Genomic DNA, 15,960 nt, shown 5'->3' on the forward strand with positions numbered 1-15,960 from the left:
GCGGACAGGTTGCCGTTTTCGCAGCCTTTCCGCTTTTTCGTAAATTTCGGCCATGAAAACAACCCGTCACCTGCGGCACGGTCCCGTCGAGGGATTCCGGTTTGGGTATGCGCCCATTCCCTACGTGCCGGTGGTGCCGGTGTACTGTTACTTTCTCGACGGGCTGCTGATCGATACCGCCCAGCGCCATCGGCAGGCGGATGTCCTCCGGACGCTGGCCGACCGCCCGCTTCAGCAGATTGTCCTGACGCACTTCCACGAGGACCATTCCGGCAATGTCCTGGCGCTTCACCGGCGTTTCGGGGTCCCGGTTTTCGCCGGGGAACTGACCGCCCGGCGGGTCGGTGCAGGGTTTCCGGTCCTTCCGTACGAACAGTTCTGGTTTGGCCGAATCGAGCCCTGCCCCGGCATTCAGCCTCTGCCCGAGGTCGTCGAGACGAACCGGTACCGGCTCCAGCCCATCCACACCCCCGGTCATTCCGACGATCACTACGTCTTTCTGGAAGCAAACGAGGGATGGCTCTTTGCGGGTGATTTCTACATCGGGAATCTGAAAATTTTCCGGCGCGGGGAGAACTTCCAGCAGCATATCGACTCCGCCCGCCGACTCCTCGCCTGCGATTTCGACACCCTCTTCTGCGGTCATAACCCCGTTCTGACCAACGGCAAAGCCGCCATCCTGCGCAAAATCGAGTATCTGGAAGCGTTTCGGGAACGGGCCCGGCATTTTCACGGCCAGGGACTCTCCCTGCCGGAAATCCGGCGACGGATGCGGCTGAGCGAAAATTACCTGCTCAAAATTTTCACCTTCAACGATGTCGGAGTCGATCTCATGATCGAAGCCGCGCTGCGTAGCTGAAAAATCACTTTCTAGTCTACAGACAAACTTTTGTAATAAAAGGGCGTTAACCTAATCACATCGAGGAAGAGGTGCCGAACTTTATTTACTAACGTATGAGCTATCTTTATCAATCAGGCAGGGCCTCGGTACTCACCGGGGCTTTTCTGTTATTAAGTTTCTGGACCTGGGCACAGGGTGTGCGCGGCCGGATCACCGATGCCGGGGGCAATGCCGCCATTCCCGGCGCGACCGTACTGGTTACCGGGACCTCCATCGGCACCACGGCCGACGCGGAGGGAGGTTACACGCTGCGCCTGGACCCCGGCAGTTATACACTCCGTTTCAGTTTTGTGGGTTACGAGACGCGCACGGTGCCGGTGCAGGTGCAGGGCACGGATTTTGTCACGGTGGATGCCTCGCTCAGCGAAAACACGGCCAGTCTGGGCGAAATTGTGGTGGTCGGTTCCCGCTCGGCCCAGACCCGGACCAGCACCGAAACCGTTTCGCCCGTTGACGTCATTCAGTCCCGCGACCTGGTGGCAACCGGGCAGGTAGAACCCACCCAGCAGCTGAACTTTGCCGCCCCGTCGTTTAACTCTGCGCGTCAGACCATTGCCGACGGCACCGACCACATCGACCCGGCCACGCTGCGCGGCCTCGGTCCCGACCAGGTGCTGGTGCTCCTCAACGGCAAGCGCCGCCACAACCAGGCGCTCATCAACGTCAACGGTACCGTCGGGCGCGGCTCGGTCGGGACGGACCTGAACGCTTTTCCGGCGGCGGCCATCGAGCGCATCGAGGTGCTGCGGGAAGGGGCGGCCTCGCAATACGGCTCCGACGCCATTGCCGGCGTGATCAACATCGTGTTGAAAGACCGGGTGGGTACCTCGGTAACGGCGCAGCTGGGCCAGCAGTATGCCGGAGACGGCGAAGTGGCCCAGATCGGCGTGAACCACGGCTTCCGGCTCGGTCGGCGGGGGATTCTGAGCGTAACGGGTGAATTTCGCCACCGGGGCGCGACCAACCGGGCTGGGGATTACACGGGGCCGGTTTATGTCAACTGGAACGTAAACGCCGCTGCGGGGGAAGATCGCCCGGCTCTTGATGCCCGACGGCAGGCCCTGTACGCGCAGGACCAGCAATTGATCCAGCAAAACGGCTTCAGTCTGGCACGGAACATTCAGGTCGGCAACTCGCAGGTCGATAACCTGGGCCTGTTTCTGAACACCCGACTGCCCATCGGCCGGGGCCGTACGGAGTTCTACGGCTCGGCCGGAATCAACAGCCGGGCGGGCAAAGCGGCGGGGCTTTACCGCTACCCGTTCCAGACAACGCAGATCATTCCCGAGCTTTATCCGAACGGTTTTTTACCAAACATCGAAACGGCCATCGGCGACGTGTCGCTGCTGCTGGGCGTACGGGGCGAATCTGCGGGCTGGCGCTGGGACATCAGCAACGTGCTGGGCGGCAATGCGTTCCGGTACGATGTTTCCAATTCCAACAATGCTTCCCAGTTTGCTTTGGGTGCCGCCGCTCCGCGGGAGTTTTACGCCGGAACTCTGTCGTTTGGCCAGAATACGTTCAATGCCGGAGCCGCCAAGGATTTCGGGCGGCAGCTTGGACTGCGTTCGTTCAACGTGGCGGCCGGAATCGAACTGCGGGGCGATGCCTTCCGGATCGAAGCGGGCGAAGAAGCGTCTTATACCAACTACGCGCCGAACTCCGGTCGGCCCGGCGGGGCGCAGGTCTTCCCCGGTTTTCAGCCCGTTAACGAAGTGAACGCCAGCCGTAGCGTTGCCGGTGCTTATCTGGACCTGGAAAGCGACATCACGGCCCGCTTGCTGGTCAACACGGCGGTGCGGTTTGAAAATTACAGCGATTTTGGCGGAAATGTGGCCGGGAAGCTTTCTTTCCGGTACAAGTTCGCGGAAGCGTTCTCCCTGCGCGGGACTCTCAGCAACGGCTTCCGGGCTCCTTCCATCCACCAGCGGTACTACAGTTCGGTGGCGACGCAGTTTGTGACCGTACCAGGTGAAGGGCTGGTGCCGCGGCAGCTGGGTACGTTCCGCAACGACAGCGACGTGGCCCGGGCCTTTGGCATTCCGTCGCTGACGGCCGAGCGGTCGTTGAACTACAGTCTGGGCGTTACGTCCCGGCCCGTTTCGTCGGTGAGCATCACGGTGGATGCCTACCAGATCGAAATCCGCGACCGCATCATTCTGACGGGTCAGTTTCCGCGCAGCAATGCCGTCGTGAACACCCTGCTTGCGCCGTATCCGGAAATCAACGCGGCGGCGTTTTTCACCAATGCCGTCAACACCCGAACCCGCGGTCTGGACGTGGTCGCCGCTACCAACCAGCGTCTGGGAAAAGGCTCGCTGGACCTGACGCTGGCCGCCAACTTCAACCGGACGACGGTGTTCGGCGATATTCAGCGTCCGACCAATATTCCCAACGACCCCGTTTTCGGCAATCTGCTGTTTAACCGGCAGGAACGCGGACGGCTTGAACTGGCCCAGCCGCGCAACAAAATCCTGCTGTCGGCCAACTACCGGCTGGAAAAACTCGGCGTCATTGCCCGCGTCACCCGTTTCGGCGAGGTAGAAACCCTGGATGCGACCAATCCGAATCTGGACGAACGCTTTTCGCCGAAATTCGTAACCGATCTGAGCCTCTCCTACCGTCTGACACCGGCTATTCAGCTCATTGCCGGGGCCAACAACCTGTTCGACGTTTATCCGGACAAGCTCCAGAAAACCGGATACCCAACGCCGACGCGTCTCGCTTCTGAAGGGCTGGACAATACGTCGTTCGGGCGGTTTGTCTACAGCCGGTCGGCCACGCAGTTCGGATTTAACGGAGGTTATTACTTCCTGACGGTGGCGGCGAACTTTTAAATAGTCGGTCAGTCATAAGTCGTAAGAGCTCCGCCGGTGTGAGAATCTGGCGGAGCTCTTACGACTTACTGACTTACGACTTACGACTAACCGACTTATGACTGACCGACTTACGACTGATCGACTTATGACTTCCTTTTCCTTGTATTCGAGTGAGAAAAATTGTTACTTTGCGGTTCGATTTTCCGTAAACAAATATGGCGTTAATCAACAAGATTAGAGAAAAGTCAGGCGTTGCGGTGGCGGTCATTGCCATCAGTTTGATTTTATTCATTGTAGGAGGTGATTTGCTGGGTAACGGTGCTCTGTTTGGAGGTCGTGACCAGAATGTGGGCGAGATTGCCGGGCAGAAGATTTCGTACCAGGAATTTAACGCCAAAGTGGACGAAGCCCGCGCGGCCTTCGAGCAGCAGACCGGTCGTCCGGCAACCGAGCAGGACATGGCGCAAATCCGCGACCAGGCCTGGAATCAGTTCATTCTGGACATTGCCTACCAGAACGAATACGAAGCTCTCGGTCTGGGTGTAACGCCTGCCGAACTGGTGGACATGGTCCAGGGTAACTACATCAGCCCCGCCATCCGCCAGACGTTCACGAATCCGCAGACCGGCGTTTTCGACAAGAACGTCGTGATCAACTACCTCAAAAATCTGAAAAACCTGCCGCCGGAACAGCAGCGCGCCTGGGCTAACTTCGAAAAGAACCTCAGCGCCGACCGGATGCGGACCAAATACGAAAGCCTGATGCGGCAGTCGGTCTACGCCACCACGGCGGAAGCCAAGCGCGAGTACGAAGCGCAGAACACCCGCGCAGACCTGAAAATGCTGTACGTTCCTTACTACACCATCGCGGACACCACCGTGAAAGTAACGGACAGCCAGCTGCAGGACTACCTCGACAAGCATAAGGACGAATACAAAGGCTTCGACAGCCGGACGATCCAGTACGTAACGTTCTCGATCGCGTCTTCGAAAGAAGACAGCGCGGCGCTCTACGACCAGATCAAGAAACTGGCCCGCGGCCTCGCTTCGGCCACCAACGACTCGTCGTACGCGCAGATGAACTCCGACGTGCGCGTGCCGCTGTACCTGACGGCCGGCGAAATGCCTGAGCAGCTGCGTGCCGCCATCCCGACCTTTACGCAGGGCGGCGTGTACGGTCCTTTCCGCGAAGGAACCACCTATTTCATCTACAAATACGGCGGCACCAAGCGCGATACCAACTTTACGGCCCGCGCCAGCCACATCCTGATTCGTCCGAACGGACAGGGCGACTCGGCCAAAGCTCAGGCTCGTCAGCGGGCTGAAGACCTGCTCCGCCAGATTCAGGGCGGTGCCGATTTTGCGGCCCTCGCCCGTGCCAACAGCGCCGACGGTTCGGCGCAGGTGGGCGGTGACCTCGGTTACTTCAAGAACAACGGCCAGATGGTGAAGCCCTTCGAACAGGCTATTTTCGGCTTCAACGGCACGGGCCTGATTCCGCGCGTGGTGGAGACGGACTTCGGTTTCCACATCATCAAAGTGACGGAGCCCAAAACGAATACGCTGTACCGCGTGGCCGCCATCGGTAAGGAAATTGCCCCGAGCCAGGCTACCCGCGATGAAGTGTACCGCAGAGCCGACGAGTTTGCCAACGGCAGCAAGTCGAAGGAAGATTTTGACAAGAACGCCAAAGAAGACAAAACGCTGGTGGTAGCCACCGCCGAGCGGATTACGGAAGAAGCGTCGATGGTCAACGCACTGACGGATGCCCGTGAACTGGTCCGCTGGGCCTTTGACGAGGACACCAAAGCCGGTGACGTATCGAAAGCCATCGAAATCGGCGACCAGTACGTAGTCGCTACGGTGACGGGCAAAACCAGCGAAGAAAAAGTAACGGTGGACGATTACCGCCAGGAACTGACTCAGAAAGTACGCAACCAGCTGAAAGCCGAGCAGATCATGCAGAAGATGGGTACGCCTTCCGGCGCGCTGGAAACGATTGCTGCCAAGTACGGCGCCGGTGCCATTGTCGAAACGGTGACGGACGTAAACCTGGCCAACGGCTTTCTCAAGTCCGCAGGGGTTGATCCGGTCGCGGTCGGAAAGGCCTTCGGTCTGAAGCCCGGTAAGCGCAGCAAACCGTTCGCGGGCGAAACCGGTATCCTGATCGTGGAAACGTCGAAAGTGACTCCGGCTCCGGCCATTGCCGATTACTCGCTGTACAAAAACTTGCTCCAGCAGAACCAGTCGTCACGGGCGGGCTTCTTCGTCAACGAAGCCATTCGTGAAAAGGCGAACATCAAAGACCGCCGCGCGAAGTTTTATTGATTTAGACAAGAGACGAAAGACTCTTGACATACAAAAGGCTGGCCGGATGCACATCCGCCAGCCTTTTTCTTTTACCCATCCATCCTCACTCCTCTCCTGTCTCTTTTCTCTAATCTCTTGTTTCTTTTCTCCAATCTCTCGTCTCTTTTCTCTAATCTCTCGTCTCTTGTCTCTTGTCTATTCTCTCTTGTCTATTCTTCAAAAACTCCACCAGTTTCCGGAACGCCCGGCCGCGGTGGCTGATGGCTCCTTTCTGGTCCATCGGCATTTCGGCAAAGGTCTGTTCGGCGCCCTGCGGCTGGAAAACCGGATCGTAGCCAAAGCCGCCCGTTCCCCGCTGTCCGGTCAGAATTTCGCCTTCGACAACGCCTTCAAAATCGTGGTACTGCCCGTCGAGGACCAGCGTAATCACCGTCCGGAAGCGGGCGCGTCGGTCGGTTTGGCCTTCCAGATTTTGCAGTAATTTGGCCACGTTGCGCACGGAGTCGGCGGGTTCGCCGGCGTAGCGGGCCGAGTACACGCCGGGTTCGCCGTTCAGCGCATCGACTTCCAGACCCGTATCATCGGCAAAACAGGAAACGCCAAAATGGTCCCAGACGTAGGCAGCTTTCTGACGGGCGTTTCCGGCGATGGTCGGCTGGGTTTCGGGCAGTTCGTCCGTACAGCCGATTTCAGCCAGGGTTTTCAGGACAAATTCATCGCCCAGCAGGGCGGCAATTTCTTCCCGTTTGTGCGGGTTATTGGTCGCGAAGCAAAGTGTCATATCCTTTCGATTTTCTGCAAAAATGAAAAAGCCGCCTCAATCGAAGCGGCTTTTCACTTAAAAAGAACAAGATTATTTCGAACTGACAATCTCAATATCAAACACCAGCGGTGTATAAGGCGGAATGGTGTACTGACGGGTGTTCTGATTGAAGCTCCCCTGCACTCCATACGCAACCGCGGAAGGCATGATAACGGTTGCCTTCTCGCCGACCCGCATTTTCAAGGCAGCCTCCTCATATCCCTTTACAACCTGCCCTTCACCGGGTTTGAAGTTGAAATTGGTAGAAGAGTCAAATTGAGTGCCGTCGAGGAGCTTACCCGTATACTTCATGGTAACGGTTTGTCCCGTCTTCACCTGCGCCGAATCGGCATAGGTGGCCGTCCGGTAAAAACGCAGCCCGGAGCTGGTCGTTTCAAACTTATCGGTCAGTTTGTTGGCCGTCAGGTAATCGGTGATCTGCTCGGTTTCCGTCCGTACGCTGGTTACGCGAACCACGTAGCGCGCCGGAGAAAAAGCGGGCAACAGCAGGGTTCCCTGGTTAGTGTTTTGCAGGTTGTAGGGCAAAAACAGCGTGGCGGTTTCTCCTTCTTTCAGAAGCTGAACGCCTTCGATGATACCCGGAGCCAGCGTATAACCATAGGCATCATAAATGAGCCGGGCCGGACTGGCGGTCGTGGTGCTGTCTACCACGATACCATCCAGGCGGTACTTCACATACTGAAACCGGATTTCATCCCCCGTCTGCGGCTTCTGGCCGTTGGGATTGGTCGTCGAAACGACATAATACAGATCGTTTTCGGTCCGCTGGGCGGTCAGTCCCTGCCGTTGCAGGTAGGCCTCGATATCGGCTTTGTTTTCGGTAAGCTTGCGCGTGCTGTACGCTTCACCCTCTTCTGGCTGGCAACTCCACTGCAGGAATGCGAAACCGGCCGCCAGACCTACTGTCATGGCGTTTCGGAGCGCCGACTTTGCTTTTTGTAGTGCCATCGTAGTTTAAAGTTTATGGTTCAGGGTTTATGGTTTATAGTTCGCGTTTCCTCAACTATAAACCATAAACCCTGAACTCTGAACGGTATTCTATCCTAAAACAAACGAACCCGATACAAAATTCGGTATCGGGTTCGCTGCTTCTGCACAAATTTTAGTTGCCGCCCGGCATGCCGCCGCCGCGGGCCGCTGCGCCTTTCTTGATGTCTACCACCTCAACGTCGAACGAGATCACCGTGTTCGGCTTGATGGCGTCACCGGCACCCTGCTGGCCGTAAGCCATCGTCGAGGGGATAATCAGCGTAGCCTTGCTGCCTTTCGGAAGCTGCATCAGGCCGTCTTCCCAACCCGGGATAGCGGCACCCATGCCCAGCGGGAAATCAATGCCGCCGGCCGTCTGCGGCTGGTTGTTCGAGCTGTCGAACACCTTGCCGTCGAGGGTTTTGCCCGTGTATTTCACTTTCACCACGTCGCCCCGGCTCGGTACGGCACCGGCACCCGGCTGGCTCACCACGTAGTACACGCCCGAAGGAGTTTTCTTCGCACTCAGGCTATTTTTGGCGATATAAGCCGCAATCAGTTTGTCGTCAACGCCTTTCTGCTTATCCCGCTGGGAAGCCTGCGCCTTCTGGAATTCCTCTTCCGACTGGACTTCGACCACCCGGATGGTATAGGACAGGTCCGAGCCTTTCGGAATGAAAGCCGGCAGCGGCTGACCCGAACGGGCCGCCAGCGAATCGGAAGAAACGAAAATGGTGGCGCTGTCGCCTTTGCTCAGCATGGCCAGACCTTCTTCCAGGCTGCCTTTGAAGGAGGGCACCTGCAGTTGCTGAATGATGGGCGAACCGTTTTTGTATGAACTTCCCAGCACCGAGTCCTTACTGTTTTTGACGGTCATCTGCAGCGTCAGGATATCGCCCACTTTGGCTTTGCGGGTTTCTTCCTTGTCTTCGTGCATCTGGTATTTCAGGCCGCTTTCGGTGACCTGTACGCGGTTTTGGTTGCAGGCCGTCAGAGCAGCACCCAACAGACTCAGCGTGGCAATGGACTTAAAATTCATTGAAAAAATGGTTTAACGTTTAAGGTTTACAGTCTAACGTTTAAGGCGTTACGTTTAAGGTTGCTCTGTCTGATGACGCTCTACCGCCTGGCGGAACAGCTTTGAACCTTAAACTTTGCCCGTTAAACGACGTTTAATTGCTCCTGATAAAGCGGCAGCACGTCGCGCAGCTTCCGGATGGTTTCTTCCAGCGACAGGTTGGTGCGTCCGCCCGAGGCGTTGCGGTGACCGCCGCCGTTGAAATGTTCACTGGCCAGATCGCGCACGGAGAAATCGCCGACCGACCGGAAAGACATCTTGATTTCGTCGCCCCGATCGATGAGAATAGCCGCCATCACGACGCCCTCCACCGACAAGGCATAATTGACCATGCCTTCGGTATCCCCGCTTTTGGAGCGGAAACGTTTCAGTTCGTCCGACGTGATGGTGATGTAAGCGGCCTTATACTCCGGCAAGACGACCAGTTTTTCGTTCAGGACGTACCCCAGAAAACGCAGCTTATCGACCGACACGTTATCAAAAATCCGGCGGTGAATCGTGTTGACCTCAATGCCGACATCGTGGAGGGCCGCCGCCACCCGGTGCACATCGCCCGTCGTGCTGGCATGCCGGAACGAGCCGGTATCGGTCATGATGCCCGCGTACAGACACTCCGCAATCGGTTTATCAATCAGTTCGGCATCGCCCAGCTGGCTGATGAGGCGGTAAATCAGTTCGGCGGTAGCGGCCGCTTTGCTGTCCCAGAACATGGCATCGGCAAAGCCTTCCGGTTCCAGGTGGTGATCGATGAGGATCTTCCGCGCCCGAGCCTGCCGAACCAGCGGTTCGAGGTCGCGGATGCGGGCCATGGCCGAAAAATCCAGGCAGAAAATCAGATCAGTTTCGTCGAGCAGTCTGGTAACGGCCACCCGATTCTTCTCCTCAAAGACGATCACCTCGTCGGTGCCGCTCATCCACTTCAGGTTCTCGGGGTAGTCCGTCGGTGTGACGACGGTCACGCGGTGGCCCCGTTTTTTCAGGTATCCGGCCAGTCCCAGCGACGACCCCATGGCGTCGGCATCAGGATTCTGATGCGTGGTAATAAAAATCGTCTGCGGGGTTTGAATGAATTGACGGATGGCCTCCAGTTCTTGCATTGCTTCTATGGCAGTCCGGACACACCTTGCCCGGATTGCATCCTCAAAAGTACAAAGATTTTGGGAAATTGTGCCGGTTAATGTCACCGGCCCGGCGAAGTAATAACGGCGGGTGCCTGTGGTTTATGCTTGAAAGTCTGTACTTTTGCGCGCGGAATGCAGGAATTCCGCTCACTATTTCACAATAAACGAATGACCACGAACCGCACATTTACGATGATCAAGCCGGACGCTGTTGCCGACGGCCATACGGGTGCTATTATCAAAATGATCGAAGAAGCCGGGTTCCGGATCGTCGCCCTGAAGAAAGTTCAGCTGACGGCGGAGCGCGCCGGACAGTTTTACGCCGTTCATAAAGAGCGTCCGTTCTACAACGACCTGTGCAAGTACATGTCGTCCGGCCCGATTGTTCCGATGATTCTGGAGAAGGACAACGCCGTCACGGATTTCCGCACGCTGATCGGGGCGACCAACCCGGCGCAGGCCGCCGAAGGCACCATCCGCAAGCAGTTTGCCAAGTCCATCGAAGCCAACGCCATCCACGGCTCGGATTCCGACGAAAACGCCAACATCGAAGGCGACTTCTTCTTCGCCGGCGTGGAGCAGTTTTAATCTTCTGAACCTGGATTACACAGAGTAAAGGATGCACTGGATGCTCCGCAAAAAGCAAAACATCACAGTGCATCCTTTACTCTGTGTAATCCAGGTTCAAAGACAGCAAAGTTACTCCTTCGGTTTGCGTAATCCGGGTGCAAGACGAATCCTCTCGTAGTATTTACAGAAATGCGTCAGCGGGCACTCCAGGCATTTGGGGGTGCGGGCTACGCAGATGTAGCGGCCGTGGAGGATCAGCCAGTGGTGCGCTTTCGGCACGTACTGGAGGGGGATGTAGGCCGTTAAGGCTTTTTCGACCGCCAGCGGCGTGGTGGCCGTGAGCGGAGCCAGCCCGAGCCGGTGCGACACCCGGAACACGTGCGTATCGACGGCCATCGTGGGCTGGTTGTAGACAATCGACAGGATCACGTGCGCCGTTTTGCGACCTACCCCCGGCATGCGGGTCAGTTCTTCGACCGTGCCCGGCACTTCTCCCCCAAATTCGTCCATCAGAATTCTGGCCATCCCGACCAGGTGTTTCGCCTTGTTGTTGGGGTACGAAACCGACCGGATGTACGAAAACACCTCGTCCACCGAAGCCGCGGCCAGCGACTCCGGCTCGGGAAAACGGGCAAAGAGCGCGGGGGTAATCTGGTTGATGCGCTTGTCGGTACACTGCGCCGACAGAATCACCGCCACCAGCAGTTCATACGGATTGCCAAAGTTCAGTTCGGTCTTCGGCTCGGGAAAATGGTGGGTGAAGTAATCGAGGAAATGGCGAAACCGCTCTTTCTTTTGCATGAGTAATTATAAGAGAAAAGAAGCCAGAGAAAAGAGAAAAGACCTTGTGAGCAGTCTTTCTTCCTTTCTCTAACCTCTTTTTTCCAAAAATAAACCCATCGCACCTCTTGACCTCAGGCGGATGGGCTACCGGAATAATTCCGGGAAAACTCGAAAATGTTTTGCAGGGTGCGCTCGGAGGGCTGGCGCTCGATTTTGTTCATGAGCATCTTTATCTCCAGCGTGTCGAGATAAAAAAGCATCAGGTCCGGTTCCGCCATCAGGGCGTCTTCAATCAGGTGATTCTCTTCGGAGGTAGTTTCCTCGTAGACATACCGAATCACATCATCATTGGTAAAAGTTTTTATCATAATAGGGCGAACGTTTGCTTAATTGCTTCCGCAAATTGATTAAAGCATAACGCATTCTCCCCAATGCTGTATTGATGCTGACTCCGGTTGCATCGGCAATTTCCTGGAAACTCATTTCCTCGTAATGCCGCATAATCAGAACCTGACGCTGCTGTTCGGGCAGACGTTGAATCAGTTCACGTAAGTGCTCGTGTGTTTCCTTGCGGATTTGCAGCGACTCGATCGAATCCTCGGCAAATTCCAGCGTATTGAACACACTGCTACCATCTTCGAACACTACATTGGGGTAGCGTTTATCTCTTCTGAAATAATCGATAGCGAGGTTGTGAGCAATCCGGATGACCCAGGGCAGGAATTTACCTTCTTCGTTATACCGACCCGACTTTAACGTTTCTACCGCTTTAATAAACGTGTCCTGCGTCAGGTCCTCGGCCACATATTGATCCTTAACAATCAGATAGATGGTCGTGTATACTTTTGACTTATGGCGCTGAACCAGTTTCTCGAAGGCTTTTTCGTTACCACGGATATACAGGGATATAAGCTCACTGTCGCTTACCTGCAATTTTTCCATTTTGAGAATGTATTAAGGTAACGTAGAAGAGTGTTTCGATAGTGTATTGCCTCCGTGATTTTTTAAGTGAGATTCTAGCTTATTTCAAAGTACGATATTTCCGCTGTCTTTCGCAAGTGGCTGTGAAATTTTTATTGCAATTTTTGACCCCTAACTATACTTTTTTACTGATTTTCCCAGTTTATGGCCATTACCGCCCCGGAAATCCTGTTTTTTATTATCCAAAGAATAAGTTGGACTCGTCAAACTAACCCCCAGGTTACCTTTAGCTCATAGTAGACTAAAACTACAGGTATTAAGTTTAAATACCTGAAGAAATTTTTTAACCGGCCCGGCTGGCAGGCAGGACTTCTGGAGGGTTTGTTTCAACTTTGCAGGATAGTCCGTCGTTATACCGAACATCACTCTCTTATTTTATGAAATTTACCAAACACGTTTTCATTTGTACGAACCAGAAGGAAGCCCCAAAAAAATGCTGCGGCAGCGAGCACGGTGCCGCCCTGGTGGAAGCCTTCAAACAGGAACTGACCAAACGGGGTTTACAAAAAGAAATCCGCGCGCAGCGGGCCGGCTGCCTGGACGCCTGCGCCTTCGGACCCGCGCTGGTCGTTTACCCGGAAGGAACTTACTACGGCAACGTTCAGCTGTCGGATGTGGAAGAACTGGTTGAAAAACACTTGGTTGGCGGCGAAGAAGTCGAGCGGCTGAAACTGAATTTCTAATGTAGCCCGGGGCTTCAGCCCCGTTATTGCCGGGAACAGGCTGGCACGTTACGGCCCGGATACCCTTGATCCGGGGCTGAAGTCCCGGGCTATCTTTTTGACTGATCCCTTGCTCATGTACCAACACCTGTTTTTTGACCTTGACCACACCCTTTGGGATTTTGATCGCAACTCGGCGGAGGCGATCGGCGAAGTGTACGAAACCTTCAAACTGGTGGACCACGGCGTGGCTTCGGTGGAAGAATTCAACCGGCATTTTGTCACGATCAACCTGCACCTCTGGTCCGAGTTTAACCACAACCGGCTGACGCATACCGAAATCCGGCAGCGCCGGTTCCGGATGGTGCTGGAGGCGATGGGGCTCGACGACCATTCGGTCTGCGACGCCCTGAACGAAGCATACCTCCACCTGCTGCCCCGGAAAGCCCACCTCATCGAATCGACTCTGGACGTACTGGACCACCTGCGGGGCCGCTACCGGATGCACATCATCACCAACGGCTTCGACGAAATTCAGGCCCTCAAAATGGCCAGCGCCGGCCTGACGGATTACTTCGAACACGTCATTACCAATAACATCGCGGAGGCCAAGAAACCCGACCCGCGCATTTTCGAATTTGCTCTCGCTGTAACCGGGGCCAGGCTGCGGGAAAGCCTCATGATCGGCGATAATTTTGAAGCCGACGTGCAGGGCGCCCAGAACGCCGACATGGATGTGGTGTATTACAATCCGGCCGGATTACCCATTCCCTCAGGGAAACCCACTTACGAGATTGCGCATTTGAAAGAATTGATGACAATGTTGTAGTATTGCTGATTCGTAGGAAACCCCTGTCCGGATTCAGTATGAAGTACCTTGTCCTTACCTTACTTTCCACTTTCTTTTTCCTTCCCCTGCAGGCCCAGCCGCTGACGGTCGACGTATGCGTTTACGGGGGCACTTCGGCGGGCGTTATTGCGGCCTATACCGCCAAAAAAGCGGGCAAATCCGTGTTGCTGATCGAGCCGGGCCGCCACCTTGGCGGCATGAGTTCCGGCGGACTCGGACAAACGGACATCGGCAACAAATACGCCATTTCGGGCCTGTCCCGCGATTTTTACCGCCGCATCGGCCGCCACTACGGCCGCCTGGAGCAGTGGACGTTTGAGCCGTCGGTCGCCGAACGGATTTTCAACCAGTACATCAAAGAGGCCGGCGTGCCGGTCTGGTACGACTACCGGATTGCTACGGCCGAAAAATTAAAGGACCGTCTGGCCTGGATCACGCTCGAACCGGCCTCCGGTCGGGTGCAGGGCAGCCGCACGGTGCGGGCGAAGGTCTTCATCGACTGCTCCTACGAAGGGGATCTGATGGTCAAAGCCGGTGTCAGTTATGCCGTCGGGCGGGAAGCGGCCAGTCTCTACGGCGAATCGTACAACGGCGTGCAGTTGAAGGACAAACACCAGTTTCCGGAGGGCATTGACCCCTACAGACTTCCCGGCAAGCCCGAAAGCGGCCTGCTGTGGGGCATCAGTCCGGAACGGCTGGCCCCAAACGGTACGGGCGACCAGAAACTTCAGGCGTACAACTTCCGCCTCTGCCTGACCAACAACCCCGCCAACCGCATTCCGATCACCCGCCCGCAGGGCTACGATTCGACAAAATTCGAATTGCTGCTGCGTTACATCGAGAAACGGAAGCCGAACGAACTGAACTGGCTGCTGATGCATATTCAGCCCATGCCGAACCAGAAGACGGACATCAACAACAGCGGCCCGTTTTCGACGGATATGATCGGCGCGAACTACGATTACCCGGAGGCCAGCTATGAGCGCCGCGCCCAGATCATTCGCGAACACGAACACTATACCAAAAGCTTCCTGTATTTTCTGGGCAACGACCCGCGCGTGCCGGAACACCTGCGGGTGGAAATGCGGCAGTGGGGTTATCCGAAAGACGAATACACGGACAACGGCAATTTCTCGCCCCAGTTGTACGTCCGCGAAGCCCGCCGGATGATTGGCGAATACGTCATGGCGCAGGCCAACTGCGAAAGCCGGGTCATCGTGGACGACGGTGTCGGCATGGCGGCCTACACCATGGATTCACACAACTGTCAGCGGATTGTGGTCGACGGTATGGTTAAAAATGAAGGCGACGTGCAGGTGGGCGGTTTTCCGCCGTATCCGGTGAGCTACCGGGCGCTGGTGCCCAAGCGGGCGGAATGCTCCAATCTGCTGGTGCCCGTCTGTCTGTCGGCCACGCACATTGCTTACGGGTCGATTCGCATGGAGCCGGTGTTCATGGTCCTCGCCCAGTCGGCGGCAGTGGCGGCCTGCCTGGCCGTTAACCGCAATCAGGCCGTGCAGGATGTAGACGTTAAACTGGTCCAGAGCATCCTGCGGGACAATCCGCTGATGGACTACCGCCAGCCGGAGATTCTGCTCGACGATGCGGACACGACCCAGATCGTGACCAACGGCCTCTGGAAGCGGGACAGCCAATCGGTTCACGGCCGCTTCGGGCGCTCCTATCTGGTGGCTCCGGCGGGCGAACTGGCCGCTCCGGTGGTTGAGTTCTCTCCGATGATTCCCAAAACCGGGAAGTACCGCATTTACTTCTATAATCTGAACATCAACGGGCAGTCGCCCAAAACTGCCGTCGGGGTGAAAGCCGGCGCGCAGAAAACCGTGCTGACGCTCGATACGCGCGAAGCGGCCAACGACTGGGTGCTGCTGGGCGAGTACACGCTCCAGAAAGGCCGCCAAAACGCCGTCTGGGTATCCGGCCTTAACGCTACGGGCCTGACGGTCGCGGATGCCGTTCTTTTCCAGCCGGTTAACTGAATGATTGAATGATTGATTGGTTCAATTTTGAGCGGCAGCAGACTACCGATCAGTCATTCAGTCAATCAATCATTCAATCATTCGACACTCAATCAAC

14 protein-coding genes are annotated in these 15,960 nt (G+C 56.2%); 7 read left to right on the forward strand and 7 right to left on the reverse strand.

The annotated features are described in order from the left end of the window. Positions 1–52: 52 nt before the first annotated feature. The 3 genes from ORG26_RS08635 to ORG26_RS08645 all read left to right on the forward strand — a co-directional run bounded on the left by ORG26_RS08635 (position 53) and on the right by ORG26_RS08645 (position 6,047). Positions 53–859: an MBL fold metallo-hydrolase gene (locus ORG26_RS08635; RefSeq protein ID WP_266368471.1), complete on the forward strand. Its 807-nt coding sequence runs from the start codon at positions 53–55 to the stop codon at positions 857–859. A gap of 95 nt (positions 860–954) precedes the next feature. Beyond that, complete coding sequence (locus ORG26_RS08640) at positions 955–3,738, forward strand: TonB-dependent receptor (protein WP_266368473.1); 2,784 nt, start codon at positions 955–957, stop codon at positions 3,736–3,738. 197 nt (positions 3,739–3,935) lie between these two features. Next, positions 3,936–6,047: a peptidylprolyl isomerase gene (locus tag ORG26_RS08645; RefSeq protein WP_266368474.1), complete on the forward strand. Its 2,112-nt coding sequence runs from the start codon at positions 3,936–3,938 to the stop codon at positions 6,045–6,047. Between the two features lie 151 nt (positions 6,048–6,198). On the opposite strand, the gene rdgB is transcribed toward ORG26_RS08645, so the two are convergent. From rdgB to ORG26_RS08665, 4 genes are all read right to left on the reverse strand, one after another. Beyond that, positions 6,199–6,810 carry an RdgB/HAM1 family non-canonical purine NTP pyrophosphatase gene (gene rdgB / locus ORG26_RS08650; protein WP_266368475.1) on the reverse strand — a complete coding sequence of 204 codons (612 nt, stop codon included), beginning with the start codon at positions 6,808–6,810 and terminating at the stop codon, positions 6,199–6,201. 72 nt (positions 6,811–6,882) lie between these two features. Next, on the reverse strand, positions 6,883–7,800 hold the full coding sequence (locus ORG26_RS08655; protein WP_266368476.1) for an FKBP-type peptidyl-prolyl cis-trans isomerase: 918 nt from the start codon (positions 7,798–7,800) through the stop codon (positions 6,883–6,885). Positions 7,801–7,954: 154 nt separating this feature from the next. Beyond that, positions 7,955–8,860 (reverse strand): FKBP-type peptidyl-prolyl cis-trans isomerase, encoded by a 906-nt coding sequence (locus ORG26_RS08660; protein ID WP_266368478.1) that lies wholly within the window; start codon positions 8,858–8,860, stop codon positions 7,955–7,957. A gap of 122 nt (positions 8,861–8,982) precedes the next feature. Further along, on the reverse strand, positions 8,983–9,996 hold the full coding sequence (locus tag ORG26_RS08665; protein ID WP_266368479.1) for a DHH family phosphoesterase: 1,014 nt from the start codon (positions 9,994–9,996) through the stop codon (positions 8,983–8,985). A 192-nt stretch (positions 9,997–10,188) separates the two neighbouring features. Here ORG26_RS08665 and ORG26_RS08670 point away from each other — a divergent pair, with 192 nt between their 5' ends. Then, the gene (locus ORG26_RS08670) at positions 10,189–10,608 is read left to right on the forward strand and encodes a nucleoside-diphosphate kinase (protein ID WP_266368480.1); all 420 of its coding nucleotides are present in this window, start codon (positions 10,189–10,191) and stop codon (positions 10,606–10,608) included. 111 nt (positions 10,609–10,719) lie between these two features. Here the strand turns inward: ORG26_RS08670 and nth are convergent, their stop codons facing one another. The 3 genes from nth to ORG26_RS08685 all read right to left on the reverse strand — a co-directional run bounded on the left by nth (position 10,720) and on the right by ORG26_RS08685 (position 12,315). Continuing rightward, positions 10,720–11,391, reverse strand: coding sequence for an endonuclease III (gene nth / locus ORG26_RS08675; RefSeq protein ID WP_266368481.1), 672 nt, complete (start codon positions 11,389–11,391; stop codon positions 10,720–10,722). A gap of 113 nt (positions 11,392–11,504) precedes the next feature. Then, a complete protein-coding gene (locus ORG26_RS08680; protein WP_266368482.1) occupies positions 11,505–11,741 on the reverse strand; it encodes a hypothetical protein in 237 nt (78 codons plus the stop codon). Next, a complete protein-coding gene (locus ORG26_RS08685) occupies positions 11,719–12,315 on the reverse strand; it encodes an RNA polymerase sigma factor (RefSeq protein ID WP_266368483.1) in 597 nt (198 codons plus the stop codon). Before ORG26_RS08685 ends, ORG26_RS08680 begins: the two co-directional genes overlap by 23 nt. 416 nt (positions 12,316–12,731) lie before the next feature. Between ORG26_RS08685 and ORG26_RS08690 the strand changes: the two genes are divergently transcribed. The 3 genes from ORG26_RS08690 to ORG26_RS08700 all read left to right on the forward strand — a co-directional run bounded on the left by ORG26_RS08690 (position 12,732) and on the right by ORG26_RS08700 (position 15,863). Then, the gene (locus ORG26_RS08690; RefSeq protein WP_266368485.1) at positions 12,732–13,037 is read left to right on the forward strand and encodes a (2Fe-2S) ferredoxin domain-containing protein; all 306 of its coding nucleotides are present in this window, start codon (positions 12,732–12,734) and stop codon (positions 13,035–13,037) included. A 115-nt stretch (positions 13,038–13,152) separates the two neighbouring features. Next, complete coding sequence (locus ORG26_RS08695; RefSeq protein ID WP_266368486.1) at positions 13,153–13,845, forward strand: YjjG family noncanonical pyrimidine nucleotidase; 693 nt, start codon at positions 13,153–13,155, stop codon at positions 13,843–13,845. Positions 13,846–13,883: 38 nt separating this feature from the next. Next, the gene (locus ORG26_RS08700) at positions 13,884–15,863 is read left to right on the forward strand and encodes an FAD-dependent oxidoreductase (protein WP_266368488.1); all 1,980 of its coding nucleotides are present in this window, start codon (positions 13,884–13,886) and stop codon (positions 15,861–15,863) included. Positions 15,864–15,960 lie beyond the last annotated feature (97 nt).

The sequence above is a fragment of the Tellurirhabdus rosea genome, assembly GCF_026278345.1.
Taxonomy (GTDB): domain Bacteria; phylum Bacteroidota; class Bacteroidia; order Cytophagales; family Spirosomataceae; genus Tellurirhabdus; species Tellurirhabdus rosea.